Origin of the sequence: Curtobacterium sp. MEB011 (genome assembly GCF_030209655.1) — a bacterium.
GTDB lineage: Bacteria > Actinomycetota > Actinomycetes > Actinomycetales > Microbacteriaceae > Curtobacterium > Curtobacterium poinsettiae.
Window position 1 is genome coordinate 199,479 of the sequence record NZ_JARVRN010000011.1, and the last position, 26,667, is coordinate 226,145.

The 26,667-nt window shown below is 70.5% G+C and carries 22 protein-coding genes and 1 pseudogene; 22 read left to right on the forward strand and 1 reads right to left on the reverse strand.

All coding sequences use genetic code 11. From position 1 onward, the window contains the following. The first annotated feature begins 9 nt into the window (after positions 1–9). Entirely contained in the window at positions 10–885 is an 876-nt protein-coding gene (prmC, locus tag QRN30_RS14175; RefSeq protein ID WP_502869540.1) for a peptide chain release factor N(5)-glutamine methyltransferase, read from the forward strand. Positions 886–1,039: 154 nt separating this feature from the next. Here the strand turns inward: prmC and QRN30_RS14180 are convergent, their stop codons facing one another. Further along, a complete protein-coding gene (locus tag QRN30_RS14180) occupies positions 1,040–1,690 on the reverse strand; it encodes an HAD family hydrolase (protein WP_159557995.1) in 651 nt (216 codons plus the stop codon). A 37-nt stretch (positions 1,691–1,727) separates the two neighbouring features. Here QRN30_RS14180 and QRN30_RS14185 point away from each other — a divergent pair, with 37 nt between their 5' ends. The 21 genes and pseudogenes from QRN30_RS14185 to QRN30_RS17660 form a co-directional block, all read left to right on the forward strand. Further along, entirely contained in the window at positions 1,728–2,402 is a 675-nt protein-coding gene (locus QRN30_RS14185; RefSeq protein ID WP_017885753.1) for an L-threonylcarbamoyladenylate synthase, read from the forward strand. Further along, a complete protein-coding gene (locus tag QRN30_RS14190; RefSeq protein ID WP_017885752.1) occupies positions 2,399–3,625 on the forward strand; it encodes an MraY family glycosyltransferase in 1,227 nt (408 codons plus the stop codon). The genes QRN30_RS14185 and QRN30_RS14190 overlap by 4 nt, the downstream gene beginning before the upstream one ends. Further along, positions 3,622–4,113, forward strand: coding sequence for a Cg1360 family ATP-synthase-associated protein (locus QRN30_RS14195; protein ID WP_017885751.1), 492 nt, complete (start codon positions 3,622–3,624; stop codon positions 4,111–4,113). Before QRN30_RS14190 ends, QRN30_RS14195 begins: the two co-directional genes overlap by 4 nt. 107 nt (positions 4,114–4,220) lie before the next feature. Beyond that, entirely contained in the window at positions 4,221–5,081 is an 861-nt protein-coding gene (atpB, locus tag QRN30_RS14200; RefSeq protein WP_017885750.1) for a F0F1 ATP synthase subunit A, read from the forward strand. Between the two features lie 61 nt (positions 5,082–5,142). Next, complete coding sequence (gene atpE / locus QRN30_RS14205) at positions 5,143–5,385, forward strand: ATP synthase F0 subunit C (protein WP_017885749.1); 243 nt, start codon at positions 5,143–5,145, stop codon at positions 5,383–5,385. 9 nt (positions 5,386–5,394) lie between these two features. Further along, a complete protein-coding gene (locus tag QRN30_RS14210; RefSeq protein WP_284761248.1) occupies positions 5,395–5,949 on the forward strand; it encodes a F0F1 ATP synthase subunit B in 555 nt (184 codons plus the stop codon). 2 nt (positions 5,950–5,951) lie between these two features. Beyond that, positions 5,952–6,746, forward strand: a complete 795-nt coding sequence (locus QRN30_RS14215) for a F0F1 ATP synthase subunit delta (protein ID WP_031259114.1) — start codon at positions 5,952–5,954, stop codon at positions 6,744–6,746. A gap of 108 nt (positions 6,747–6,854) precedes the next feature. Then, positions 6,855–8,483, forward strand: coding sequence for a F0F1 ATP synthase subunit alpha (atpA, locus tag QRN30_RS14220; protein ID WP_017885746.1), 1,629 nt, complete (start codon positions 6,855–6,857; stop codon positions 8,481–8,483). After that, a complete protein-coding gene (locus QRN30_RS14225) occupies positions 8,484–9,386 on the forward strand; it encodes a F0F1 ATP synthase subunit gamma (protein ID WP_017885745.1) in 903 nt (300 codons plus the stop codon). Positions 9,387–9,433: 47 nt separating this feature from the next. Continuing rightward, the gene (gene atpD / locus QRN30_RS14230; RefSeq protein WP_017885744.1) at positions 9,434–10,888 is read left to right on the forward strand and encodes a F0F1 ATP synthase subunit beta; all 1,455 of its coding nucleotides are present in this window, start codon (positions 9,434–9,436) and stop codon (positions 10,886–10,888) included. A gap of 1 nt (position 10,889) precedes the next feature. After that, positions 10,890–11,153, forward strand: coding sequence for a F0F1 ATP synthase subunit epsilon (locus QRN30_RS14235; protein ID WP_017885743.1), 264 nt, complete (start codon positions 10,890–10,892; stop codon positions 11,151–11,153). 14 nt (positions 11,154–11,167) lie between these two features. Next, entirely contained in the window at positions 11,168–11,920 is a 753-nt protein-coding gene (locus tag QRN30_RS14240) for a YaaA family protein (RefSeq protein WP_284761277.1), read from the forward strand. A 108-nt stretch (positions 11,921–12,028) separates the two neighbouring features. Beyond that, positions 12,029–12,586 carry a hypothetical protein gene (locus QRN30_RS14245; RefSeq protein WP_017885741.1) on the forward strand — a complete coding sequence of 186 codons (558 nt, stop codon included), beginning with the start codon at positions 12,029–12,031 and terminating at the stop codon, positions 12,584–12,586. Positions 12,587–12,611: 25 nt separating this feature from the next. Next, positions 12,612–13,427, forward strand: coding sequence for an FHA domain-containing protein (locus QRN30_RS14250; protein WP_152427141.1), 816 nt, complete (start codon positions 12,612–12,614; stop codon positions 13,425–13,427). A gap of 3 nt (positions 13,428–13,430) precedes the next feature. Next, positions 13,431–14,252 (forward strand): PP2C family protein-serine/threonine phosphatase, encoded by an 822-nt coding sequence (locus QRN30_RS14255; protein ID WP_017885739.1) that lies wholly within the window; start codon positions 13,431–13,433, stop codon positions 14,250–14,252. Between the two features lie 131 nt (positions 14,253–14,383). Further along, positions 14,384–15,796, forward strand: a complete 1,413-nt coding sequence (locus QRN30_RS14260) for a serine/threonine-protein kinase (RefSeq protein ID WP_031259111.1) — start codon at positions 14,384–14,386, stop codon at positions 15,794–15,796. Next, positions 15,793–21,654 (forward strand): Ig-like domain-containing protein, encoded by a 5,862-nt coding sequence (locus QRN30_RS14265; RefSeq protein ID WP_284761249.1) that lies wholly within the window; start codon positions 15,793–15,795, stop codon positions 21,652–21,654. Before QRN30_RS14260 ends, QRN30_RS14265 begins: the two co-directional genes overlap by 4 nt. A 61-nt stretch (positions 21,655–21,715) precedes the next feature. Beyond that, on the forward strand, positions 21,716–22,687 hold the full coding sequence (locus QRN30_RS14270) for an AAA family ATPase (protein ID WP_284761250.1): 972 nt from the start codon (positions 21,716–21,718) through the stop codon (positions 22,685–22,687). A 98-nt stretch (positions 22,688–22,785) separates the two neighbouring features. Further along, on the forward strand, positions 22,786–24,099 hold the full coding sequence (locus QRN30_RS14275; protein ID WP_040418733.1) for a DUF58 domain-containing protein: 1,314 nt from the start codon (positions 22,786–22,788) through the stop codon (positions 24,097–24,099). Continuing rightward, on the forward strand, positions 24,096–26,573 hold the full coding sequence (locus tag QRN30_RS14280; RefSeq protein WP_284761251.1) for a TgpA N-terminal domain-containing protein: 2,478 nt from the start codon (positions 24,096–24,098) through the stop codon (positions 26,571–26,573). Before QRN30_RS14275 ends, QRN30_RS14280 begins: the two co-directional genes overlap by 4 nt. After that, positions 26,570–26,638, forward strand: a pseudogene (locus QRN30_RS17660) (zinc-ribbon domain-containing protein); the annotation flags it as partial. The gene QRN30_RS14280 and the pseudogene QRN30_RS17660, both read left to right, overlap by 4 nt. Positions 26,639–26,667: the final 29 nt, after the last annotated feature.

Here is a 26,667-nt window from a genome sequence, read left to right on the forward strand (position 1 = left end):
GAGGCCCGTATCACCGCCGACACGCCCCTCACGTACGCCGCGGATCGCCTGCTCGAGCAGGCGACCGCGGCGCTCGTCGCCGTCGGCGTCCGCACGCCCCGGGTCGACGCCGAGCTGCTGCTCGCGTGGGCGACCGACACCTCGCGCGGTGCTGTCCAGGCCCGGGCGCTGATCGGCGGCGGCATCGCCCCGGAGCACGTCGAGCGCTTCCGGCACGCCGTAGCCCGCCGCGCCACCCGTGAGCCGCTGCAGCACATCACCGGGCAGGCGTACTTCCGTGCGCTCACCCTGGCGGTCGGACCGGGCGTGTTCGTGCCCCGTCCGGAGACCGAGGGCGTCGTGCAGTTCGGCATCGACGCCCTCCGCGCGACCGCCGTGCCCGAGCCGATCGCCGTCGACCTGGGCTCCGGAAGCGGTGCGATCGCGATCGCGATGGACACCGAGGTGCCGAACGCCGTGGTCTACGCCGTCGAGCGGTCGCCCGAGGCGCTGCCCTGGACCCGGCGCAACGTCGACGCCCACGGCGGGACCGTGCGGCTCGTCGAGGGCGACCTCGCCGACGCGCTGCCGGAACTCGACGGCACCGTCTCCGTCGTCGTGTCGAACCCGCCGTACGTGCCGGACGACGCGATCCCGGTCGACCCCGAGGTCCGCGACCACGACCCGGCGATGGCGCTCTACGGTGGGCCGGACGGCCTCGACGCCGTGCGCGCCCTCGCCGAGACGGCCTGGCGGTTGCTGGTGCCCGGGGGAGCACTGGTCATCGAGCACGCCGAGCCGCAGGGCGCCGGCGTCCGGCAGGTCCTGGCGGGCCGGGGGTTCCGCACCCCGGAGACGCACGTCGACCTGACGGGTCGCGACCGCAAGACCACCGCGACGCGCTAGGCGGGGGTGAGCCGCGCCTCCAGGCCGTCCTCGCCCGCCGTCGGCTGCGGTGAGACGCCGTCGTGTCGGTGAGACGCCGCGATGTGCGCGAGACGCCGCGGTGTCTGGCGGCGTCCTGACAAGACGACGGCGTGTCGGCGGGTGTGAGCGCTCGTCAGGCGACGGGGGAGGTCTCGCGCTGCGCCGCGACGAAGGCGCGGACGTGCTCGCGAAGGTCGGTGTCGTGCTCGACCAGCACCGCGTGGATGCCGACGCTCCGCGCACCGGCGATGTTCTCGGGCATGTCGTCGGCGAAGAAGGTGCGCTCCGCGGGGACCCCGTGGTGGGCGATCGCGCGCTGGAAGACCTCGGGCTCGGGTTTGCGGGCGCCGAAGTTGCTCGTCGTGTCGAGGTGCTCGCCGAAGACCTCGGGCAGGGACGGTGCCCACTCGTGGATCCACCGGCCGGCGAGCGGACCGTTGTTGGTGAGCAGCCCGACACGCCCGTGCTCACTCGCGATCCGGACCGCCTCGATGCGTTCCGGCAGCTCGGTCATCGCGGCGCCGCGGATCCGGGCCCAGTCGGCCTCGGGGACGTCGCACTCCATCGCGCGCTCGAACGCAGCGAGGTACTCGTCGCCGTCCGCGAACCCACCGGCCTCGGCGCGCATCTCGTGACCGCAGTCCCACCAGCGGCGTCGGAGCTCCTGGAACGCGTGTCCGGTGAACTCGGAGAGTGCGGCCATGCGCACCTTCCAGTCGTACCGGACCAGGACGTCGTCCATGTCGAAGAGGAACAGGAGCGGGGGTGCAGGCGTCTCGTTCACGATGTCCACCATTGTGTCGCACTATCATCGTCGAGTCATGGCATCCCGATACGACTGCACCGACTCCGACGGGCTCCTGACCGGGATGCGGCTCGCACGCGCCGCCCTCGGACGCGGAGAGCTCGTCGTGGTCCCCACCGACACCGTCTACGGCCTCGCCGCGGACGCCTTCAGCGCGACCGCCGTGCAGCGGCTGCTCGACGCGAAGGGCCGCACACGGCAGTCCCCGCCGCCCGTGCTCATCCCCGGTCCGCCCACGCTCGACGCACTCGCCAGCGACGTCCCGCAGCCGGTGCGCGACCTGGTGGCCGAGTTCTGGCCCGGCGGGCTGACCGTCATCCTGCACGCCCAGCCGTCGCTCGACTGGGACCTCGGCGAGACGCGGGGCACGGTGGCCCTGCGGATGCCGGACTCACGGATCGCCCTCGAGCTGTTGCAGGAGGTCGGGCCCCTGGCGGTCTCGTCCGCGAACTCCACGGGCGACCCGGCCGCGATGGACGTCGACGCCGCCGAACGCATGCTCGGTGACAGCGTCGCGATCTACCTGGACGGCGGGCCGATCGAGGTGCACGACGGCTTCGAGGCCAGCACGGGGTCGACCATCGTCGACGCCACCGGGCTGTCGGACGGCGGGAAGCTCCGCATCGTCCGGCACGGGGTGATCCCCGACGAGGAGATCATCCGGGTCGTCGGAGCCGACCTCGTCACATGAAGTACTACCTGCTCGCGGGGGCCATCGCGGCGGTCGTGAGCTTCGTGATGAGCCTGATCGTCTGGAAGCTCGGGCTGAAGTACAAGTGGTACCCGCAGGTCCGCGAGCGGGACGTGCACCGCACCCCGACGCCGCGGCTCGGCGGCATCGCGATGTACATCGGCGTCATCGTCTCGCTGCTGGCGGCCTGGTTCCTGTTCCCGTCGATCGCGGGGACCGACTACTTCCGGTTGGTGTTCTCCGAGCCGGGCCGTGTGCTCGCGGTGCTCGGGGGAGCGACGATCATCGTGGTCCTCGGCGTCGCGGACGACATCTGGGACCTCGACTGGATGACGAAGCTCGCCGGGCAGATCATCGCGGCGGGCATCCTCGCCTGGCAGGGCGTCGCGATCGTGTCGCTGCCGATCGGCAACACGCTGGGCGTCGGCTCGTCGTACATGAGCCTGATCTTCACCGTGCTGGCGGTGGTGCTCGTGATGAACGCGGTGAACTTCATCGACGGGCTCGACGGGCTGGTGGCCGGTGTCGCGATCATCGCCGGCGGCGTGTTCTTCCTCTACACGTTCTTCATCAACCGCGTGGTCGTGCAGACCGAGTTCTTCTTCAACCTGCCGTCGCTGCTCACCGCGGTCCTCGTCGGGGCCTGCTTCGGCTTCCTCATCCTGAACTGGCACCCCGCGAAGCTCTTCATGGGGGATGCCGGCGCGCTGCTCGTCGGGTTCCTGATGGCCACGAGCGCGGTCTCGGTCACGGGCAACATCGACCCGGCGGCGGTCCAGACACGCCAGGCGCTGCTGCCGGCGTTCATCCCGATCCTGCTGCCGTTCGCGATCCTGATCGTCCCGATCCTGGACTTCGGGCTCGCGGTCACCCGACGGCTCAGCGCGGGGAAGTCGCCGTTCTCGGCCGACCGGAAGCACCTGCACCACCGCCTGCTCGACATGGGGCACTCGCACTTCCACGCGGTGCTGATCTTCTACGCCTGGACCGCGACCGTCGCCTTCGGGTGCCTGCTGTTCCTCTTCGTGGACTGGTACTGGGTCGTCGTCTTCGTGTCCGTCGGCTTCACCGTCTGCGCCGTCGCGACGTTCGCGCCGCTCGGCCGGAAGCGCGCCGAGATCGCCGCGCAGACCGCCAACCGCTCCGCCGCCGTGGTGGACGCCAGCCTCGACCCGCTCGACCGGGCCGCCAACGACCGCACGATCCCTGGAGACATCACGTGACCGCACCGAACGCGCTCGACCACGTCCGGCCGGTGTTCCGCCGCATCATCACCTGGGGAGCGGTCCTCGCCGTCGCCCTGGCGGTCGTCGGCGGACTCATCGGGTTCCTCGTCGCGGACGGCCCCGGGCTGGTCGGGGGACTGCTCGGCGCGGTGCTGAGCGTCGTGTTCCTCGGCCTCACCGCGGTCAGTGTCCTCGTCGCGCTGCGGGTGTCGAAGGGCCAGATGATCTCTGGTGCGTTCTTCGGGATCGTGATGGGCACCTGGCTGCTGAAGTTCATCGTCTTCATCGTGCTGCTGGTCCTGCTCAGGGACCGCGACTGGGTCGACTTCCCGGTGCTGGCGATCGTGATCATCGCGGGGGTCGTCGGCTCCCTGGTGATCGACGTCGTCGCGGTCGCGAAGGCCCGCACCCCGATCGACGTCCGGCTGCCGGGCGACGGTCTCGACGACTCCGCGGACGCTGGGAACCCGACCCCCCGCGTCTGAGAAGCCGGGAAGCCTCTCGCACCTGATAGGCTTCTCGAAGTCCGCTACCGGAGCCTTTCGCTCGGGGCGGGCGAGCCTCCACAACGTCCACCATCGCGTGCCATGATGTGCGCGCGCCGACACAGGAGACAGCGCTGCTATCCCACGCTCTTCCCCTGTCCCTCTCCGCTGCGGTTGACACCGTCGCGGCGGGGAGCAGCAAGGCCGCCGAGTTCCATGGTCCGTCGATCAACGAGTTCTTCCCCGATGCTCTTCTGTGGGCAGGGACGCCGTTCGAGATCGATCGGCTCGTCCTCATCCGATTCTTCGCCGTCGCCGTGCTCCTGGTGTTCGCGTTCGTGGGTACCCGTGCACTGAAGCTCGTGCCGAACCGCGGTCAGGCGTTCATCGAGTACGCGTTCGACGTCGTCCGCCGCAACACCTTCGACAACCTCGGCGAGAAGGACGGCAAGCGCTTCCTGCCGCTCCTGGCGACGATCTTCTTCGGCGTGCTGTTCATGAACCTGACCGGTCTGGTGCCGTTCATGAACCTCGGCGGGACCAGTCGCATCGCGATGCCGATGATCCTGGCGATCGTCGCGTACGTCGCGTTCATCTACGCCGGTCTCCGCAAGCACCCGGGCACGTTCCTCCGGAACTCGCTCTTCCCGCCCGGTGTGCCGTGGTTCCTCTACATCATCGTGACGCCGATCGAGCTGGTCTCGACCTTCGTGCTCCGTCCCGTCACCCTGACGCTGCGACTCCTGATGAACATGGTCGTGGGGCACCTGCTCCTCGTGCTGTTCTTCTCGGCCACGCAGTTCTTCTTCTTCGACGCTTCGCTCGGCTTCAAGGCCTTCGGCGTCGGGACCATCGCGTTCGGCATCGCGTTCAGCTTCTTCGAGGTCCTCGTCGCGCTGCTGCAGGCCTACGTCTTCATGCTCCTCACCGCCGTCTACATCCAGCTGGCGCTGGCTGACGAGCACTGATTCCTCACTGACCCCCTACGGGACCGACGACCGTCGGACCCGCACCTCGAAAGGAAAACACGTGGACGCAACGACCGTTCTCGCGGAGATCAACGGCAACATCGCGACGGTTGGCTACGGCCTCGCAGCGATCGGCCCGGCCATCGGCGTCGGCATCGTCGTCGGTAAGACGATCGAGTCCGTCGCTCGCCAGCCCGAGCTCCAGGGCCGCCTGACGACCCTCATGTACATCGGTATCGCCTTCACCGAGGCCCTGGCCTTCATCGGCATCGCCACGTACTTCATCTTCACCGGCACCAACTAAGGCTCCTCGATGCACAACGCACTCATCATCGCGGCGGAGGAGACGCACAACCCGCTGATCCCGCCGTTGTACGACGTCGTCTGGTCGGCGCTTGCCTTCGTCATCATCTTCCTGGTGATGTGGCTTGTCGTCACGCCGCGCATCACGAAGATGCTCGATGAGCGCACCGAGGCCATCGAGGGCGGCATCAAGAAGGCCGAGGCCGCTCAGGAGCAGGCCGCTGCTGCGCTCGAGGAGTACAACAAGCAGCTCGCTGATGCACGTGCCGAGGCATCGCGCATCCGTGAGCAGGCCCGCGCCGACGCCACGGCGATCGGCAACGAGGTCCGCGAGCAGGCGACCGCCGATGCAGCACGCATCACGGCCAACGCACAGGCGCAGATCGAGGCCGAGCGCCAGAGCGCCGTCCAGGCACTCCGGTCCGAAGTGGGCACCCTCGCGCTGGACCTCGCGTCCGGCGTTATCGGTGAGTCCCTCAAGGACGACGCCAAGTCCACCGCATTGGTCGACCGCTTCCTCGCCGACCTCGAGGCCTCGCAGGCCACGAAGACGGGGGAGCACTGAGCATGCGCAGCGCTACCAGAGAAGCACTCGCGTCCACCAGGGCGGTGCTCTCGGACCTCGGTCCGAGCGCCGGCCTGGTCGCGGGTGCCGAGATCCTCGCCTCCGGGCGTGCGATCGCCGGTGCGCCGCAGCTGCTCGGGCTGCTGTCCGACCCCACGGCCGACGCGGCCGGCAAGAAGGTCCTCATCGACCGTGTCTTCGCCGGACAGTCGGACGCGACGCGTGCGGTCCTGACCGCGGTGGCCGGCTCGCGCTGGTCCTCGCAGCAGGACCTGCTCGCCGGCATCGAGGACGCGGGCATCCGCGCCGTCGCCGCCACCGCGGGTCCGGACTCGTCGATCGAGTCGGAGTTGTTCGCCTTCGAGACCGCCGTCCGTTCGGACGCCGGACTCGAGCTGGCGCTCGGCACCAAGCTCGGCAGCCCCGAGCAGAAGGGCGCGCTCGTCGAGCGGCTCCTCGGTGCCAAGGCGTCGGAGCAGACGGTCATCATCGTGTCGTCCCTGGTGCAGCAGCCCCGTGGTCGTCGCATCGGTGAGATCGTCCGCGACGCATCGCGCATCGTGGCCGAGCAGGCCGGCAAGCTCGTCGCGACGGTCGTCACGGCGACGCACCTGACCCCCGCCCAGTCGGCCCGCGTCACGCGCGGTCTGTCCGAGCGGTACGGCAAGGACATCAGCATCAACCAGGTCGTCGACCCCACGGTCGTCGGCGGGGTCCGGGTGCAGATCGGCGGCGACGTCATCGACGGCACCGTGTCCACGCGACTCTCGGAGCTCCGGCTCCAGCTCGCCGGCTAGGCGTACGGTCGAAGCCGCTCCTCCCCAAGTCCACAACGGGAACTGCCGAGTTCGGCAGCGTCACCCTCTCGGAGCCGAAGGGCCCCGGAAAACCACAAGGAAAATCCCATGGCAGACATCACCATCAGCCCCGATGAGATCCGTGATGCCCTGAAGGACTTCGTCTCGAACTACGAGCCGACGAAGGCCTCCACGGCCGAGGTCGGGCACGTCACCGACGCCGGTGACGGCATCGCCCACGTCGAGGGTCTCCCCGGCGTCATGGCGAACGAGCTCATCCGCTTCGCGGACGGCACGCTCGGCCTGGCGCAGAACCTCGATGAGGACTCGATCGGCGCCATCGTGCTCGGCGAGTTCGGCGGCATCGAAGAGGGCATGGAGGTCACCCGCACGGGTGAGGTCCTCTCCGCCCCCGTCGGCGACGCCTTCCTCGGTCGCGTCGTCGACCCGCTCGGCGCCCCGATCGACGGTCTCGGCGAGATCGCAGCCGAAGGCCGTCGTGCCCTCGAGCTGCAGGCCCCCGGCGTCATGGCCCGCAAGTCGGTCCACCAGCCGCTGCAGACCGGCATCAAGGCCATCGACGCGATGATCCCCGTCGGCCGTGGTCAGCGTCAGCTGATCATCGGCGACCGCCAGACCGGCAAGACGGCCATCGCGATCGACACGATCATCAACCAGAAGGCCAACTGGGAGTCCGGCGACGAGGACAAGCAGGTCCGCTGCATCTACGTCGCCATCGGCCAGAAGGGCTCCACGATCGCCTCCGTCAAGGGTGCGCTCGAGGACGCCGGTGCGATGGAGTACACCACCATCGTCGCCGCCCCGGCCTCCGACCCGGCCGGCTTCAAGTACCTCGCCCCGTACACCGGTTCGGCCATCGGCCAGCACTGGATGTACCAGGGCAAGCACGTCCTCATCATCTTCGATGACCTGTCGAAGCAGGCCGAGGCCTACCGTGCGGTGTCGCTCCTGCTGCGTCGTCCGCCGGGCCGCGAGGCCTACCCGGGTGACGTCTTCTACCTGCACTCCCGTCTGCTGGAGCGTTGCGCGAAGCTGTCCGACGAGCTCGGCGCGGGCTCGATGACGGGTCTCCCGATCATCGAGACCAAGGCGAACGACGTCTCGGCGTACATCCCGACCAACGTCATCTCCATCACCGACGGCCAGATCTTCCTGCAGTCGGACCTCTTCAACGCGAACCAGCGTCCGGCCGTCGACGTGGGCATCTCGGTGTCCCGCGTCGGTGGTGACGCCCAGGTGAAGTCGATCAAGAAGGTCTCCGGCACGCTGAAGCTCGAGCTGGCGCAGTACCGCTCGCTCGAGGCGTTCGCGATGTTCGCGTCCGACCTCGACCAGGCGTCGCGTCGTCAGCTGGAGCGCGGTGCACGTCTGACCGAGCTCCTCAAGCAGCCGCAGTACTCGCCGTACCCGGTCGAGGAGCAGGTCGTCTCGATCTGGGCCGGCACGAACGGCAAGCTCGACACCGTCCCGGTGCCGGACGTGCTCCGCTTCGAGTCCGAGCTGCTCGACCACCTGCGTCGCAACTCCGACGTGCTCACGACCCTGCGCGAGACGAACCAGCTCAGCGACGACACCGTCGCCGAGATGGACAAGCAGATCGACGAGTTCACGAAGAGCTTCCAGACGAGCGACGGCAAGACCCTCGGCTCCGAGCAGTTCGACGCGGCCGAGGCCGAGGACGTCGACCAGGAGCAGATCGTCAAGGGTCGTCGCTAGATGGCAGCGCAGGTCCGGGTCTACCGCCAGCGGATCAAGTCGGCGAAGACCACGAAGAAGGTCACCCGCGCGATGGAGCTGATCTCGGCGTCGCGGATCCAGAAGGCGCAGGCCCGTATGGCTGCGTCCGGTCCGTACTCGCGGGCCGTCACGCGTGCGGTGTCGGCCGTGGCGACGTTCTCGAACGTCGACCACGTGCTGACCACCGAGCCGGAGTCGTCGACCCGTGCAGCCGTCGTGCTCTTCACCTCGGACCGCGGCCTGAACGGTGCGTTCAGCACGAACGTCCTCAAGCAGGGCGAGGAGCTCGCCTCCCTGCTCCGCAGCGAGGGCAAGGACGTCGTCTACTACCTGGTCGGTCGCAAGTCCGTCGGGTACTTCGCGTTCCGTGAGCGTCCGTCCGAGCAGCAGTGGGTCGGCAACACCGACCAGCCGGAGTTCTCGACGGCCAAGGAGATCGGCGACGCCGTCGTGGCGAAGTTCCTCCAGGACACCGCTGCGGGCGGCGTGGACGAGATCCACATCGTGTTCAACCGGTTCATCAGCCTGGCGACCCAGGAGCCCCAGGTCGTTCGCCTGCTGCCCCTCGAGGTCGTCGAGGGCATCGATGAGCCCGAGGGCAACGAGCCCCTGCCGCTCTACGAGTTCGAGCCGGACGCCGACGCGGTGCTCGACTCGCTGCTCCCGGTCTACATCGAGAGCCGCATCTTCAACGCCATGCTGCAGTCGGCTGCTTCCGAGCACGCCGCACGGCAGAAGGCGATGAAGGCGGCCAGCGACAACGCCGACTCGCTGATCCGTGACTTCACCCGACTCGCGAACAACGCGCGTCAGGCGGAGATCACCCAGCAGATCTCCGAGATCGTCGGCGGCGCCGACGCCCTCTCGTCGAAGAAGAAGTAGTCCGCGTCGTTCGCGGACAGATACCCACCCTCAGGAAGGCACCAGCCATGACCGACACCGCAACCACCGCGGTCGAGACGTCGTCGGCGCCCGGTGTCGGCCGGATCGCCCGCGTCACGGGCCCCGTCGTCGACATCGAGTTCCCCCACGACGCAATCCCGGAGATGTACAACCTCCTGTTCACGACCATCACCATCGGTGACTCGTCGCAGGAGATCGGCCTCGAGGTCGCGCAGCACCTCGGCGACGACCTCGTTCGTGCCATCTCCCTGAAGCCGACCGACGGCCTGGTCCGTGGCCAGGAGGTCCGTGACTCGGGCGCTCCGATCTCGGTCCCCGTCGGCGACGTCACCAAGGGCAAGGTCTTCGACGTCCTCGGCAACGTGCTCAACACGGACGAGAAGCTCGAGATCACCGAGCGCTGGCCGATCCACCGCAAGGCCCCGGCCTTCGACCAGCTCGAGTCGAAGACCTCGATGTTCGAGACCGGCATCAAGTCCATCGACCTCCTCACCCCGTACGTGCAGGGTGGCAAGATCGGCCTCTTCGGTGGTGCGGGCGTCGGCAAGACCGTCCTCATCCAGGAGATGATCCAGCGCGTCGCGCAGGACCACGGCGGTGTGTCGGTGTTCGCCGGTGTCGGTGAGCGCACCCGTGAGGGCAACGACCTCATCGGTGAGATGGAAGAGGCGGGTGTCTTCGACAAGACGGCCCTCGTGTTCGGCCAGATGGACGAGCCGCCGGGAACGCGTCTCCGCGTGGCCCTGTCGGCGCTGACGATGGCGGAGTACTTCCGCGATGTCCAGAAGCAGGACGTGCTCCTCTTCATCGACAACATCTTCCGCTTCACGCAGGCCGGCTCCGAGGTCTCGACGCTGCTCGGTCGCATGCCGTCCGCCGTGGGCTACCAGCCCAACCTCGCCGACGAGATGGGTGTGCTCCAGGAGCGCATCACCTCGACGCGTGGTCACTCGATCACCTCGCTGCAGGCGATCTACGTGCCGGCTGACGACTACACCGACCCGGCTCCGGCCACCACGTTCGCGCACCTCGACGCGACGACCGAGCTCTCCCGTGAGATCGCGTCGCAGGGTCTGTACCCCGCGATCGACCCGCTGGCGTCGACGTCGCGCATCATGGACCCGCGTTACCTGGGTGCCGACCACTACGAGACGGCCACGCGCGTCAAGCAGATCCTCCAGAAGAACAAGGAACTGCAGGAGATCATCGCCATCCTCGGTGTCGACGAGCTCTCCGAAGAGGACAAGATCACCGTCGAGCGCGCTCGTCGTATCCAGCAGTTCCTCTCGCAGAACACCTACATGGCGAAGAAGTTCACGGGTGTCGAGGGCTCCACGGTGCCCCTCAAGGACACCATCGAGTCCTTCCGTGCCATCGCCGACGGCGAGTTCGACCACGTTGCGACCCAGGCGTTCTTCAACGTCGGTGGCATCAACGACGTGGAAGAGAAGTGGGCGCAGATCCAGAAGGAGAACCGCTGACATGGCGGGTCTCAACGTGAGCGTCGTCTCGGCTGACCGTGAGGTCTGGTCGGGCGACACCACCATGGTCGTCGCACGGACGACAGAGGGCCAGATCGGCATCCTCGCCGGACACGAGCCGATGCTCGCGATCCTGGCGCAGGGTCAGGTCCGCATCACGCGGGCCGATGGGTCGACCGTCGCGGTCGACGCCGAGGACGGCTTCCTGTCGGTCGAGCACGACACGGTGACGATCGTCGCGCGGCAGGCCGCGCTGGCGTCCTGACCGGACTGACCGTCCTGCTCCCGCCTTCGGAGACGAAGCGGGAGGGCGGGGACACGAGTCGCACGCTCGATCTGCGTGCGCTCTCGTTCCCGGAACTGGCCGATGAGCGGGCCGCGGTGATCACCGCGGCCCGCTTCGTCAGTTCCGAGGAGTCCTCGGCCAGGACGGCACTCAAGCTCGGTCCGAAGTCGATCGCCGAGCGTCTCCGGAACCTCGAGCTCGAGACCTCGGGCACCATGCCTGCGATCGAGCGGTACACGGGGGTCCTGTACGACCCGTTGGGCGCCCAGGACGCGGACGCTGCGACCCGGGAGTGGTGGGCGGAGCACGTGATCGTGCAGTCCGCGATGTTCGGGCCGATCGGTGCGGGGGACCCGATCCCGGCGTACCGGCTGTCGCACGACTCGCGGCTCGGTTCGATCCGGTTGGCCGCGCACTGGCCGGCGGTGTCGACCCGTTCCCTGCTGACCCGTGCGGACGGCCTGGTGCTCGACCTGCGGTCCGAGGGGTACCGGCAGCTCGGCCCCGTGCCCGGAGCGGTGGCACCACGGGTGGTGAGCGTCGACGGCTCCGGCCGTCGTCGAGCCCTGAACCACTGGAACAAGACGGCGAAGGGTCGCCTGGTGGCGCTGCTCGCCCGCACCGGTGCGAGCATCGGCAGCATGGGCGACCTGGTCGAGTGGGCTGCTGCGCACGGTGTCGTCGTCGAACCGAACGAGGGCGGCTGGGATCTGGTCGCCGAGAGCCTGGAGCCCGTCACGGCCTGAGCCGGACCCGCCCGGTCCGTCCTCCACACGCGTCGTCAGCGGCGCTCCGGTCCACAGATGGCCGGGGCGCCCCTGCCTGGAGGCCCGCAGCACGTTTCGATGACGTGCATGATCCCTCTCACGGCACAGTCCGACCCCGGTTCCGCAGTCCGTTACCCTCGCGAGATCGCCGCTGCGGTCACCCTCCCCGCCGCGGCGGCCGCGCTGGTCGCGCCCGGTCGTGCCGACCTGTCGACGGCCGCTGCGACGGCCGTGGTGACAGCGTGCGGCGCGCTCGCGCCCCGGATGGCCCTGGTCCCCTTCATCGCGGCACAGGGCGCACCGGATCCCCGGTCGATCCGCGTGTTCGACCCCTTCGCCGATCCGACGCCGCCGGCGCTCCACGGGTTCGGCCCAGCGCCCGACCGTGCCAGGGTCCGGCTCGCAGGGGATCGGTGTGCTGATGCCTGGCGGCTGTGGCGGGCACAGGACGGCCCGTTCGACGGCTCGTCGGGCGCTGCGGGTGCCCTGTCGCTCGGGGCGTGGTGCGCCTGGGCGCTCGGATCGTGGGCACGGGCGGAGACCCGGGCACGCTACGCCCTCGAGACCCGCGCGGACGACCCGCTCGCGGGGCTGGTCCTGCGCTCGGTCATCGCCGGCAGTGGGCCGTCGTGGGAGCGGCGATGACCTGGGGTCGACAGGATCGTCTACGGTGGGGGAGACCACACTGGGAGGGCTCCGGTTGCGCGACGACGACATCGAGGACACCGTCATCCGGCGACCCCGACGATCGCCGGGCGGTGACCGGACGGCCGACGCCATCGGCGACACGGTCATCCGTGGCGCAGCACCGGGCGGTTCCGGCACCGGAGCGGACCCGGCGTCCGAGTCCGACGACGGGGTCCTCGGCGACACCGTCATCCGGCCCGGACACGACGGCGCCGTCCGGGTGCCGGCGCCGGCTGACGACGCCGATCCGGAGGACACCGTCGTCCGGCTGCCAGCGCGACCGGGCGCCGGGCCGGGCCCGTCCGTGGGTGCTGCCCCGGGCCTCCCGACCGTGCCGTCGGTCCCCGCAGCGCCGACGGCACGCGTGCCGTCCATCCGCATCGGCGACCGCACCTTCCGGCTCGACCACCCGGTGGTCATCGGCCGACGGCCGTCGCTGCCGCGGGTCACCCGCGGTCCGCAGCCCGAACTCGTGACCGTGCGGTCGGTGTACGGACAGGTGTCCTCATCGCACGTGCGGATGCACGCCGAGGGCGAGGCCGTCGTCGTGCAGGACCTCCGGTCCACCAACGGGACGGTCGTCCGCCCGGCCGGTGCACCCGCCTACCGCATGGCGTCGGGTGCGTCGATCGTCGCGCTGACGGGTACGGTAGTCGAGATCGGTGACGGCAACGCCATCGAGGTCCTCTCGCCGTACCTCCGGGTCGCACCGACGGCAGATGGGGCGCCTCCGGTTCTCCCGTTGCCCTCCGATCAGACAGCACACGGCACGCCCCGACCCACCAGAGAGCGATCCTGACACGTGACCGAACTCGGCCGAGCAGCCACTGCGCACGCCATCGACGTCCCCGGTGCCGACGGCGCCACCCTGACGCTCTCGTGGGGAGCCGCGACCGACGTCGGTCGACGGCGTGACCACAACGAGGACAGCTACATCGTCGGTGCGCCGTTCTTCGTCGTCGCCGACGGCATGGGCGGGCACCTGGCAGGCGACCGCGCCAGCGACGCGGTCGTGCGTCGGCTCGAACAGGTCACCGCGGAACCGTTCACCACGCGGCAGGGCATCCAGCGTGCCCTGCTCCTGGCGACGGCCGACATCGAGCGTGCAGCCGGCGGCAACGCCATCGGCGCAGGTACCACGGTCACCGGGATCGCACTCGTGGCGTCGCTCGGGCAGCCCGCGGCGCTCGTGTTCAACGTCGGCGACTCGCGTACCTACCGCATCGAGGACGGCGTGCTCCGTCGCGTCACCGTCGACCACTCGGTGGTGCAGGAGATGGTGGACGCCGGCCTGTTGCGGGCCGAGGACGCCGAACAGCACCCCGACAGCAACGTCATCACGCGAGCCGTCGGCTTCGGTGAGCCGCCGGCGCCGGACTGGTGGACCCTGCCCCTGCGGGCCGGTGACCGCTACATCGTCTGCTCGGACGGGCTGACCAAGGAGCTCGGCGACGCCGGCATCGCCCGGATCGCCGCACGCGAGCCGGGCGCGCAGGACCTGGCGGAGCGCCTGGTCGGCGACGCCGTCGTGGCCGGGGGCCGTGACAACGTCACCGTGGTGGTGCTGCAGGTCGACGCCGCACCGGACGACGGTGACCTCGAGGACACGCTGCCGCGGCACTAGCTGGCCCCCGAACTGGGGGAACACGTCGACCGGTGGGGGACCGACGTGCGGAATGTCGGTCACCCACGCTTCGTACAATGACATGGCCACGTCGAGAGAGCTGGCCGCTCGGCCGGGGGGAGGAGAGGACCATGGCGAGACGCCTGCCGTCCAACCCGCCCGTGATCGGCGGTTTCAGTCCCGTGCACGTCCTCGGGTCCGGTGGCTTCGCCGACGTCTTCCTCTACGAGCAGGACATGCCCCGGCGCCAGGTCGCGGTCAAGGTGCTGCTGGACGAGGTCGTCGACGACCGTGTCCGGCAGATGTTCCAGGCCGAGGCCAACCTGATGGCCCGGCTGAGCACGCACCCGTCGATCCTCACCGTCCTGCAGGCGAGCGTCGCGGCGGACGGTCGCCCGTACCTCGTGATGGAGCTCTGCTCGTCGTCGCTCAGCGAGCGGTACCGTCGCGAACCGATCCCGGTCTCCGAGGTGCTGTCGATCGGCATCCGCATCGGATCCGCCCTCGAGACCGCACACCGCGAGGGCGTGCTGCACCGCGACATCAAGCCGTCGAACATCCTGCTGACCGCCTACGGCAACCCCGTGCTCTCCGACTTCGGCATCGCCGCGACCATCGGCGGCACAGACCCGGACGAGCCGATCGGCATGTCGATCCCGTGGTCGGCCCCCGAGGTCCTGATCGACGAGTCGCGCGGCACGATCCAGTCCGAGGTGTACTCGCTCGCTGCCACCGTCTACTCGCTCCTGGCGGGGCGCAGCCCGTTCGAGGTCCGTGGCGGCAAGAACGGCGCGAACGACCTGATGCACCGGATCGACAAGGGCGGGGTGAAGCCCACCGGACGCACCGACGTGCCGCCCTCGCTCGAGCGCCTGCTCGCCTCGGCACTCTCGCGCAAGCCGCAGGGGCGCCCGGCGTCGGTGATCGAGCTCGTGCGCGGGTTCCAGCAGGTCGAGGCCGAGCTCGGCATCCCGCAGACGTCCGCCGACGTCGCGGTCGAGGCCTGGGCGATCTCCACACCGACCCCACACGGCGACCGCACGATGATCCGTGAGCTGCAGCCGCCGACCCGTGTCGGTGGCCGCCGCCGGACCCGACGCGCCGTGCAGGGCGGTGTCGTGGCCGGCGGCGGCCACAGCGTCGGCACGGTGCACCGCACCGGTTCCGTGACGCGGAGCCGCCGCCGGAGCCGTTCGACCCTGGTCTGGGCGACCTCCCTCACCGTCGTCGTGGTCGCCGCCCTCGCCGTCGCCACGGTCGTCGTCGTCGGACGACTCGGCGCCGGGGCGATCCCCGTCGTCGCCGAACTCCGCGCCGAGACGTCCCCGCAGTCGGTGTCGTTCAGCTGGACCGACCCGGGCCTGCGCAGCGGCGACACCTACGTCATCTCGTCGAACGGCTCCTCGAGCCAGCAGACCGGCACGACCTTCGTCGTCTCCGGTGACCGGGGCGACGAGGAGTGCATCGCCGTCGCGGTGAACCGGGACGGCAAGACGGGCGCTGCGAGTGCGCAGAAGTGCGCGACGATCGGGAGCGCCGGGTGATCCGCGCCCTCCTCGCGAAGCACCGCTCCGCCGCGGTGACGACGGGCGTCTCGGTGCTCGTCGCCGCCGTCGTCGCGACCACCGCCATCGTGTCCACCGGGTACCACACGCAGCGCGTCGACCTCGGGGACGGCACCGTGTGGGTGCCCTCTGCCGAGTACGGCGCCGTCGGACGGGCGAACACCGGCATCCTGCAGCTCAACACCGCGGTCGAGACGGCCAGCGACGACCTCTCGGTGCTGCAGCGTGGATCCACCGTCTACAGCGTCGACGAGACGAAGGGCACCGTCGCACAGGTCAACGTCGCCGACGCCACCGTCGGCGACGCCATCACCCTGCCGGCGGGGACGCCACATGTCTTCTTCGCCGGTGACACCGCGGTCATCGGCAACGCCGACACGGGCGAGCTCTGGGCCACACCCGCGAGCGACCTCGCCGAGTTCGACGCGTCGGCCAAGGCCGACCTGACCCTCGGCGCCGACACCGTCTTCGACGCCTCCGACGGGCACGTCGCGGTCTACTCCGCGAAGACCGGGACCGCATCGCTCGTCGACGTCGGCACGACGCTCACCGTCGACCAACGGTGGAAGGTCAAGATGGACCGCGGCGACGACTTCCAGGTCGCGACCTTCGACGGGCACCTCGCCGTGCTCGACCGCACGAGCGGTGCCCTGTCGGTCGACGGCCGCACCGTCGAGCTCGGTGACCGGGTGGGCTCGTCGCCGGCGCTGCAGCGTTCGTCGGACACGACGGCCCAGGTGACCGTCGCCGGCACAGCGGGCCTGGTCCGGGTCAGCGCCTCCGGTGCCGTGGACGCCACCGCGCTCCAGGTCTCCGGACGCGCCGCCCGGCCCTACGTCGACGGATCGTGCACCTACGCGGCATGGGCGGGCGGAGAGGCGATCGACACCTGCGACGGCAACGCGCTGCAGCGGCTGGCGAGCACCGGCGGCACGAGCGAACTGCAGATCCTGCACAACGGCGACACCGTCGTCGCCAACGACCCGACGAGCGGCCGTTCCTGGGCCATCGACCGGAGCGGTCAGCTCATCGACAACTGGGCCGACCTGATCAAGCGGGACGACCAGCAGCAACGGGAGCAGGTCTCCGACGACGACCCCGAGGTCGACAAGGACCAGAAGCCGCCGGTCGCGGTCGACGACGAACTGGGCGCTCGTCCGGGACGCACCACGAGCCTCCCGGTCCTGCTCAACGACTACGACCCGAACGGTGACCCGATCATCGTGAGCAAGGTCGGCACCATCTCGAAGTCCGCCGGCCGCGTCGCGATCGTCGGCGACGGCCAACGCCTGCAGGTGACGCTGTCGTCGCGCGCCACCGGAACCGTGACGTTCCCGTACACGATCACCGACGGCAACGGCGGCTCCGACACCGCGACCGTCCGGGTCACCGTCCGTCCCGACAGCCAGAACGAAGCACCGCGGCAGGTGCGCGACACCTCTGCCGACGTCGTCCAGAACGGGCACGTCGTGACGAACGTCCTCGGCGACTGGGTCGACCCGGACGGCGACCCGGTGTACCTGGAGTCGGCCACGGCGTCGAACGGCGACCGGGTGTCCACCACGCCCGACGGTCTGCTCGACTTCCGGAACGACAGCGGTCGGACCGGCGAACGGTCCGTGCAGCTGGTCGTGAGCGACGGCCGCGCGGACGGCCGGGGCGCCGTGACGGTCCGGGTGGCCAAGCAGGGCACCGTCCCGCTGCGTGCCGATCCGTTCCCCGTGTCCGGCTACGCGGGCAAGGCGTTCACGGTCGAGCCGCTCGACCACGTGCGGGGCGGCAACGGCACCGTGACGCTGACGAGTGTGTCCTCGGCGTCCGGCCTCACCGTCACCCCGAGCTACGACGCCGGCACGTTCCGCGTGCAGGGTGAACGGGCGGGCGACCACCAGCTCGAGTACACGGTGACCGACGGCGTGAAGACGTCGAGCGGCATCGTCCGTGTGACCGTCCTCGCGCCACCGGACGCGTCGACGGCGCCGATCACCACGCCGAAGACGGTGTTCGTCAACACCCTGTCCTCGAAGGACACCGACGTCACCGCGACCGACATCGACCCGGCGGGCGGCGTGCTGCTCGTGACGGCGCTCGACGGCCCCGGACGCGGCAGCGGCGTGCAGGCGAGCATCCTCGACCAGCACACGGTCCGGGTCACCCTCACGGCACCGCTCGACGGACCGGTCTCGTTCGGGTACACCGAGACCAACGGCCTGGCGTCGTCCCCTGGCACGATCACCGTCGTCGAGATCCCGAAGCCCGACCGCATCCAGCCACCGGTCGCCCAACCGGACAGCTCCACGGTGCGTGTCGGCGACGTCGCGAACATCGACGTGCTCGACAACGACACCCAGCCAGAAGGCGAGCCGCTGACGCTGCAGCCCGAGCTGGTGCAGAACGTGCCGGGCGACGGCGGGCTGCTGTTCGTCTCCGGTGACCACCTGCGGTACCTCGCCCCGAAGACGCCGGGCAACTACACCGCCGTCTACCGGGTCGCCGGGCCCGACGGCCAGTACGCCGACGCCGCCGTGTCGATCTCGGTGCGCGAGCGCGACGCCGCCACGAACAACCCGCCGGTCCCGCAGACCGTCACCGCGCGCGTCGTCGCCGGTTCGTCGGTGCGGGTCAGCGTGCCCCTGAACGGGATCGACCCGGACGGCGACTCCGTCCAGCTCGTCGGCGTGGGTTCCAACCCCGACAAGGGATCGGTCACCGACGTGGCCGCGGACGCCCTGACCTACGAGGCCGGCGACTACTCAGCCGGCACCGACGAGTTCACCTACACCGTGGTGGACGCTCTCGGCGCCCGTGCGAGCGGCACCGTGCGCGTCGGCATCGCGCCGCGCGCCGAGCAGGCGTCGAACCCCGTGGCCGAGGCCGACCACGTCACCATCCGGCCGGGCGGCTCGGTCACGGTGCGCGTCCTGCAGAACGACTCCGACCCCGAGGGTGGGCAGCTCACCGTCGCACAGGCGGAGCCCACGGCAGAGGACGTCACCGCGAAGATCCTCCGCAAGCAGCAGATCCGCGTCACGCCCCCGAAGTCGGCGAAGAGCGGTGACTTCGCGGTCCTGTACACCGTCGCGAACACCAGCGGGGGATCGAGCACGGCCTTCCTCACGGTGACCGTCGACCCGGACGCCCAGCCGCTCCGGCCCGAGGTCGACGACACCACGCTCGACCTGCAGGACATCCTGCACCGGCAGAGCGTGACCGTCGACGTGCTCGACAACGTCTTCTTCGCCGAGGGCACCGCGGCCGACCTGCGGGTCGGCGTCGTCCCCGGCTACGGCGACACGGCGAAGCCCACCGACGACGGCCGCATCACCGTGCGGTTGACCGACGACTCGCAGGTGATCCCGTTCTCGGTCGCTCGGATCGACCATCCGGACATCGTGTCCTACGGTTTCATCAACGTGCCGGGCTTCGACGATGCCCTGCCCCAGATCAACCGCAGCGCGGGCGCGGTCACGGTGAAGAGCGAGGCGACCGTGCGCATCCCGCTGCAGGACTTCGTCGTCACCGCGAACGGCAAGACCGCGAAGATCACCGACCGCGGCACGGTCAAGGCCACCCACGCCAACGGGCAGAGTCTCGTGGTGGACTCGTCGACGCTGCAGTTCACGTCGGCGAAGCTCTACTACGGCAGGGCGTCGATCTCGTTCGAGGTGACCGACGGGTCGTCGGCGAACGGCGGCAAGGGACGCGTCGCCACACTCGTGCTGCCGATCACGGTGACGCCCCGGTCGAACCAGCCGCCGGCGTTCACGGGCTCCTCGGTCGAGATGCAGCCGGGGGAGACCCGCAAGATCGACCTCACGAAGCTGACCGACTACCCGTACCCGAAGGACCTGCCGGAACTCCGGTACTCGATCGTCGGGCGGCCCGCAGCGGGGACGACCGCGTCGATCGCGAAGCAGCAGCTCACGATCTCGGTCGCCGACACCGCGAAGAAGAACACGACGGCGTCCGTCGGGATCGGTGTCGCCGACGACGCCAACGCCGGGCGTGCCGGGACGGTCACCGTCGGTGTCGTCGCCTCCACACGACCGGTGGTGCAGCCCGGTGCCGACCGCTCGGTGACCAAACGCGGGGCGACCACCACCATCGACGTGCTCACGAACGACCAGCCGACCAACCCGTTCCCGGGTGAGCGTCTGCGCGTGGTGAACATCCGCGGACTGTCCGGCGGGCTGCCGAGCGGTGTCACCGTCACCCCGAGCGGTGACCGCACCCGCCTGCAGGTCTCGGTCGCAGCCACCGCGAAGCCCGGCGACGCCCACCTGCAGTACCAGGTGGCGGACGCGACGAACGATCCCGACCGCTACGTCTGGGGCGACGTCACGATCTCGGTGCAGGACGTTCCCGATGCCCCCGGTGCGCCCAGCCGGACCGGCTCCTACGACGGTGGCCAGGCCACCCTCACCTGGTCGACGCCGCAGGGCAACAACTCGCCCATCACCGGCTACCGCGTCGTCGGGACCAACGGTGTCTTGAAGAACTGCGGCACCGCGACGGTGTGCACGCTCACGGGACTCGACCCGAAGGCGTCCTACCGGTTCCAGGTCGTGGCGACCAACGCGATCGGCGACTCGAAGCCCTCGGCCCGCTCGGCCCCGGTGAGCGCGGACTTCGTGCCGGCACCGCCGAAGGGCATCACCGTCACGCCGAGCAAGTCGACGCCGAACCAGCTCGACGTCAAGTGGGGCAAGGTGTCCGCGCCGAACAACGGCAGCGCGGTCGACGACTACATCGTCTCGATCGAGGGCCCGGGCCTGTCGACCACTCGCCACACCGGGACCGCCACGAACACCTCGTTCACCGGTGCCCAGAGTGCTGCTCAGTACAAGGTCACCGTGTCGGCCCGCAACGACGCCGACCGCAACGACACCGTCGTGCAGTGGAACTCCGCGTCCGCGACCGGCAGCGCCGTCGGGACGCCCGGCAAGCCGACGAACCTGCAGGCGGTCGCCGGAGACCAGGCAGACTCCTCTGGTCGGTCGACCGTCACCGTGACCTGGAGCGCCGGTGATGCCGCGGGCGGCTCGGGGCTCCGCTACGCCGTGTTCCGTTCCGGCAACGTGAACTGCGCTGCGCCGTCCTCGAACTCACTCGGCAGCTCGAGTCCGACGCGGGACTCGGGTGTCGGCGGTGGGTCGACCCGGTACGCGGTGACCGTGACCAACGGCTACTTCTGCAACGTCGAGTACGTCGACGCCGTGACCTACGAACGCCCGTCGGGAACCGGCAGACCCTCGGTTGACGTCGTGCCGGCTGGCACCAACCTCTGGAACGTGAGCGTCACCGCCCCGTCGCGGCCTGCACATCACTACCAGCTCGAGACCGGCGGACAGCCGATCACGCTCCAGCCTGGCCAGACGTGGACGGGCGTGCCCGGGTCCGGCGCCCGCAACGTCTCAGCACTCCTGACCCTCCGCGCATGCGGCGGCCCAGGGAGCAGCTTCTGCACGTCTGATGCTGACTCCTGGACGGGGAACGCCACCGCGTTCGATGCGAACCTGACGGTCACGACCGCACAGCAAGGACAGGCGATCGCCGTGACGGGCCCCAGCGGCAGTGGGATCACGGTGCGGTACACCGCGTACTGGTACGCGAGCGACGACGGTGACGGATTCCCCACGACATCGAGCTGGGACGCTGGGCAAACTCCTCCCGAACCACCGTTCTTCGCCAAGTCCGTCAAGGTCCGCGCGTACGTCAGCGCGACGGACGGATCCGGTTCGACCCAGGCCGGCGAAGCGACCGAACCGTTCCCGGTCGCAGCCGCCCCGGAACCTCCGCCAGAGCAACCGGCCCCGGAACCCGCCCCCGGCGGCTGACCCCCGCCGCCCCGACCAGCCCTCTGCCGCACCTCCCGCCACGACCGAAGGACCATCCCGCATGAGCATGACCCCGGAGCAGGCCACCTGGTTCGCCGACGTCGCAGGCCGCATCGTGACCAACGTCGAGCAGGTGCTCCTCGGGAAGACGTTCGTGATCCGCCTCGCGGTCACGGCGATGCTGAGCGAGGGACACCTGCTCCTCGAGGACGTCCCCGGCACGGGCAAGACGAGCCTGGCCCGGGCGATGGCGCAGAGCGTGCAGGGCACCACGAACCGCATCCAGTTCACCCCCGACCTGCTGCCGGGTGACATCACCGGCATCAGCGTCTACGACCAGCGGACGCAGGAGTTCGACTTCCACCGCGGGCCGGTCTTCGCGAACATCGTGCTCGCCGACGAGATCAACCGTGCCAGCCCGAAGACCCAGTCCGCGCTGCTCGAGGCGATGGAGGAGTCCGCGATCACGGTGGACGGCGTCAACCACCGTCTCGCTGCGCCGTTCATGGTCATCGCGACCCAGAACCCGATCGAGCAGGCCGGCACGTACCGCCTGCCCGAGGCGCAGCTCGACCGCTTCCTGATGAAGACGTCGATCGGCTACCCGGACCACGCCGCGACGGTGAGGATCCTGGAGACCTCGTCGGCTCCCTCGGCGTCGGTCCCGCTGGCGAGCGTCGTGCCCGCCGCGACCATCACCGAGATGGCGGCCCTGGCGCGCACCGTGCACGTCGACGCCGTGATCGCCGACTACGTCGCCCGCCTGGTCGACGCGACCCGCTCGGCGAGCGAGGTCCGACTCGGCGTCAGCGTCCGCGGTGCGATGGGCCTGATCCGTGCGTCCCGCGTCCTCGCGGCGCTGAGCGGTCGGCACTACGTCACCCCGGACGACGTGAAGGCGCTTGCGGTCCCCGTCCTCGCACACCGCCTGGTGCTCGACGCCGAGGCCGAGTTCGACGGCGTCAGCGCACCGAGCGTCATCGCACAGCTGCTGGTGGAGACCCCGCCGCCCGCCGACCGAGTCACGACGTGACGGACCGCCGGTCCGTCTCCACGCGCTCGCGCCGTCCGTCCTCGACGCGGTCGCGTCGTGGCACGACGGCGTACGAGCGCACGGGGACCGTCACCGGCATGACCAACGTCCGGACGCGCATCGTCGGTGACCGCGACGGCGTCGCAGCGGATGCGGTGATCGGGATCGTCCGGATCTGGGCAACGGCCTGGAGGTTCGTCCTGCGTCTCTGGGGCGAGGTCTCGTCCGTCGTCACCGGGCTCGGGTGGACGGTCGCCGCGCTGACGCTCGTCGCGTTCGTGGCCGGCTACCGGTTCGGCCTGCGTGAGATCGTCGTCGTCGGGTTCGCCGGTGCGGTGCTCGCGGTCGTCGCCGCGGTGGCGCTGATCGGCCGGTCGCGGCTCGCGATCCGGATGCGGTTGCCGCAGCACCGCGTCGCGGTCGGCGACGAGGCCGGTGTGATCGTCACGGCCGAGAACCCCACACGGTTGCCGTCGGTGCCGACGACCGTCGAGGTGCCGGTCGGATCGGGCCTCGTGGACGTGGCGATCCCCGCCATCGGGCCGCAGGGCACGTTCGAGCGGCAGGTTCCCGTCCCCACGCTCCGCCGCGGGGTGCTCGACGTCGGTCCCGTGACCGGGGTCCGCGCCGACCCGGTCGGGCTCGTCCGCCGCGAGGTCGTCTGGACCGCCCGCGAGCAGGTCATCGTGCACCCGCGCACGATCGCGATCCCGTCGACGAGCACGGGCCTGGTGCGCGACCTCGAGGGGCAGGCGACGACCGACCTGTCGCCGTCGGACATCGCCTTCCACGCGATCCGCGAGTACATGCCCGGTGACGACCCCCGCACCATCCACTGGAAGTCGACCGCCAAGTCCGGCGCGCTCATGGTCCGGCAGTTCGAGGACACCCGACGCTCGCACCTCGTGGTCGCGCTCGGCATCGCCCGCGGCGAGTTCGCCGACGACGAGGAGTTCGAGCTCGCGGTGAGCGCCGCGGCGTCGCTCGGTGCCCGGGCGATCCGTGACGGCCGTGAGGTCTCGGTCGTGGTGTCGCAGCGCACCCCGGAGTTCGCCAAGCGCGCCGTCTACGCCGTGCGGACGCTCCCGACCGTGACGCCCACGCGCCTGCTCGACGACTTCGCCTCGGTCGGCCTCGCCGACGCCTGCCTGCCCATCGCCGAGGTCTCGCGGATCGTCGGCAGCGACACCGAGGGCATCTCCGTCGCGTTCCTCGTGGTGGGGTCCACCGTCGGCCTGCCCGCCCTGCGGCTCGCCGCAACCCGGTTCCCCGTCGGGGTGGAGGTCGTCGCGGTGATCTGCGAGCCCGAGGCCCAGCCCCGGTTCCTGCGGGTCGCCGGCTTGACCGTGATGACCATCGGCTACCTGGACGACCTCCGGCACGCCCTGCACCGATCGGCGTCGGCAGCGTGAGCGCCGCACCCGTGACCACCCCGGCACCCTCGGCGGACCGGGCGAGGCGTTCCACGCGACGGTCGGACCGTCGCGATGCCCGACGGCTCGTCCCGTTCCGGCTCGCCGGCGGCACCCTGGCGGTCTGGCTGCTGCTGGCCGTCGCGAGCACGTCGTGGTGGCCGGTGTACCGCGACCCAGCGATGCTCACCGCGGCGGTCACCGCGATCGTCATCGGGACGGTCGTCGCGCTCCTCGGCACCCTGTTCCGGCTGCCGACGGCCGTCGTGGCGATCGCGACGGTCGCCGCCTTCACGGTGAGCGGTGTCCCCGCCGCCGTGCCGAGTCAGGCCAACGGCCTGCTGCCCACCGGGCGCGGATTCCTCGACCTCTTCGCGGGCGTCGCCCTCGGCTGGAAGCAGCTGGTGACCATCAGCCTGCCCGTGGGGTCGTACGAAGCGTTGCTCGTGCCGTACTTCGTGACGCTGCTCGTCGCCACGGTGACCGCCGTGAGCGTGGCGACCCGCGCCTCCAGGCAGGAACTCGCGAGCATCCCGGCACTCGTGCTCTTCGCGGTGGGCGTGGTCGTCGGGCCGAGCCGGCTCGACACGTCGATCGTGACGGCCGTCGTCCTGGTCGGCATCGCGCTCGTCTGGGCGCTGACGGTGCGGCACGCGCGTCGCGCGGTCGCGGTGGCCACCACCATCGGTTCCCGTGTGCCGGTCGCGCGGTCGATCGTCCGTCCGGCGCTCGTCGGCACGGGGACCATCGTGGCCGCGGCGGTCGTGGCGACCGGTCTCGGCCTGGTCGCTCCGCCGTCCGGGGACCGCACGGTCGCGCGCACCGACGTCGTGAAGCCGTTCGACCCCCGCGACTACGTCAGTCCGCTCAGCGGGTTCCGTGCCTACGAGGAGTCGACGGCATCGGACGCCACCCAGCTCCGGGTGACCGGACTGCCGAAGGACGGGTTCGTCCGCATCGCGACGCTCGACTCGTACGACGGCGTGGTCTACCGCGTCGGCGGGTCCGACGGTTCGGCCGGCTCGGGCACCTTCGAACGGGTGCCGACCGCGGTCGACGTCCGGGGTGTCCGGGGCACCACGGTCGACGTCGGGGTGACCGTCGACGGCTACCGCGGTGTCTGGTTGCCCACCGTCGGCGACCTGGAACGTGTGCAGTTCACCGGGAAGGACGCCGACGACGAGCGCGGCGCGTTCTTCTACAACGGGTCGACCAGCACCGGCGCGGTGGTGGGCGGCGTCGGCGACGGCACCTCCTACGACCTCACCGCGGTGCTGCCCGACCAGCCGACCGAACGGCAGCTCGCCACCGCCCGGCCGGGGAGCGCTGCCGTGCCCACCGCGCGGGACGTCCCCGACGCCGTCCGCGACACCGTCGAGTCGACCACGAAGGACGTGTCGGCGCCCGGGGCGAAGCTCCTCGCCGCGCTGCAGGCGCTGCAGCGGAACGGGTACGTCAGCCACGGTGTCGGTGACGACCGGAAGAGCCGGTCGGGCCACGGCGCCGACCGGGTCCAGGAACTCCTGACCGCACCCCTGATGATCGGCGACCAGGAGCAGTACGCCGCGGCGGCCGCACTCATGGCGGACGATATCGGGTTCCCCGCACGGGTCGTGATGGGCTTCACCGCCGGGGGAGACTCTGGCCGGAACGGCACCGCACAGCGCGGGGGGACGACGACCTTCCGCGGGTCCGACGTGACGGCCCGCATCGAGGTGGACACCGCGCAGTGGGGATGGGTGATGCTCAACCCGAACCCCGAGGTGCGCGACATCCCGAACGAGCAGCAGCAGACCCCGCAGCCGGTGACCCGGCCGGAGACCGTCGTGCCGCCGCCTCCGGTGGACCAGCAGGACCAGGACCAGCAGGCGCCTCCGGAGAGCGACCGGAACACGCCGCCGGTGCAGCCGCTCTGGCTCCAGATCCTGCTCGCGGTGCTGCCCTGGGCACTCGGGACCCTCGGCGTGGTCGCACTCGTGCTCCTGCCGTTCGCCGTGATCGTGCTGCTGAAGCGACTGCGACGGCGCCGACGGCGGAACGCCGCCTCGCCGCGGGGCCGCATCGTCGGTGCCTGGGACGAGTACCGTGACCAGCTGCTCGACCGTGGGCACGACGTGCGGCGTTCCGCCACTCGTCGTGAAGCCGTCGTCGGCGCACCCGGCGAGGGCGGTACCGGACTCGCTGCGCTGGCCGACCGCGCGGTGTTCGGACCGAGCGACCCCGACCAGACCACCGCCGACCGCATGTGGTCCGCGACCGACGACGCGATCGGCTCGTTGCGCCGCGACCGCACCCGCCGGGAGCGGTTCCGCACGGCGGTCTCGCTCCGGTCCCTGCGGGGAACGCTGCGGCGTCCGACGGCGCGGGCTCGTCGGGGGACCGGCGGCCAGGGTGCACCGGGGCGCGGCGACTACGATGTCCAGAGGCCGGACGAGCGTCGTGGTCGGCCGAGTGAGGACAGAGGCACCACGTGATCAGATGCGAACACTGCGGATCGATGCTCCCGGACGGGGCGATCTTCTGCGGTGAGTGCGGCCGCGCGGTAACCGCTGCGGCGAGCCGTCGCCC

Bases quoted from the DNA above. Each gene is read 5' to 3' on its own strand.
- QRN30_RS14225 (WP_017885745.1), top strand. From the start codon at position 8,484: ATGGCAGCGCAGGTCCGGGTCTACCGCCAGCGGATCAAGTCGGCGAAG.
- atpD (WP_017885744.1), top strand. From the start codon at position 9,434: ATGACCGACACCGCAACCACCGCGGTCGAGACGTCGTCGGCGCCCGGT.
- QRN30_RS14210 (WP_284761248.1), top strand. From the start codon at position 5,395: ATGCACAACGCACTCATCATCGCGGCGGAGGAGACGCACAACCCGCTG.
- QRN30_RS14275 (WP_040418733.1), top strand. From the start codon at position 22,786: ATGACCAACGTCCGGACGCGCATCGTCGGTGACCGCGACGGCGTCGCA.
- QRN30_RS14245 (WP_017885741.1), top strand. From the start codon at position 12,029: ATGATCCCTCTCACGGCACAGTCCGACCCCGGTTCCGCAGTCCGTTAC.
- QRN30_RS14270 (WP_284761250.1), top strand. From the start codon at position 21,716: ATGAGCATGACCCCGGAGCAGGCCACCTGGTTCGCCGACGTCGCAGGC.
- QRN30_RS14190 (WP_017885752.1), top strand. From the start codon at position 2,399: ATGAAGTACTACCTGCTCGCGGGGGCCATCGCGGCGGTCGTGAGCTTC.
- atpA (WP_017885746.1), top strand. From the start codon at position 6,855: ATGGCAGACATCACCATCAGCCCCGATGAGATCCGTGATGCCCTGAAG.
- QRN30_RS14260 (WP_031259111.1), top strand. From the start codon at position 14,384: ATGGCGAGACGCCTGCCGTCCAACCCGCCCGTGATCGGCGGTTTCAGT.
- QRN30_RS14185 (WP_017885753.1), top strand. From the start codon at position 1,728: ATGGCATCCCGATACGACTGCACCGACTCCGACGGGCTCCTGACCGGG.
- QRN30_RS14215 (WP_031259114.1), top strand. From the start codon at position 5,952: ATGCGCAGCGCTACCAGAGAAGCACTCGCGTCCACCAGGGCGGTGCTC.
- QRN30_RS14235 (WP_017885743.1), top strand. From the start codon at position 10,890: ATGGCGGGTCTCAACGTGAGCGTCGTCTCGGCTGACCGTGAGGTCTGG.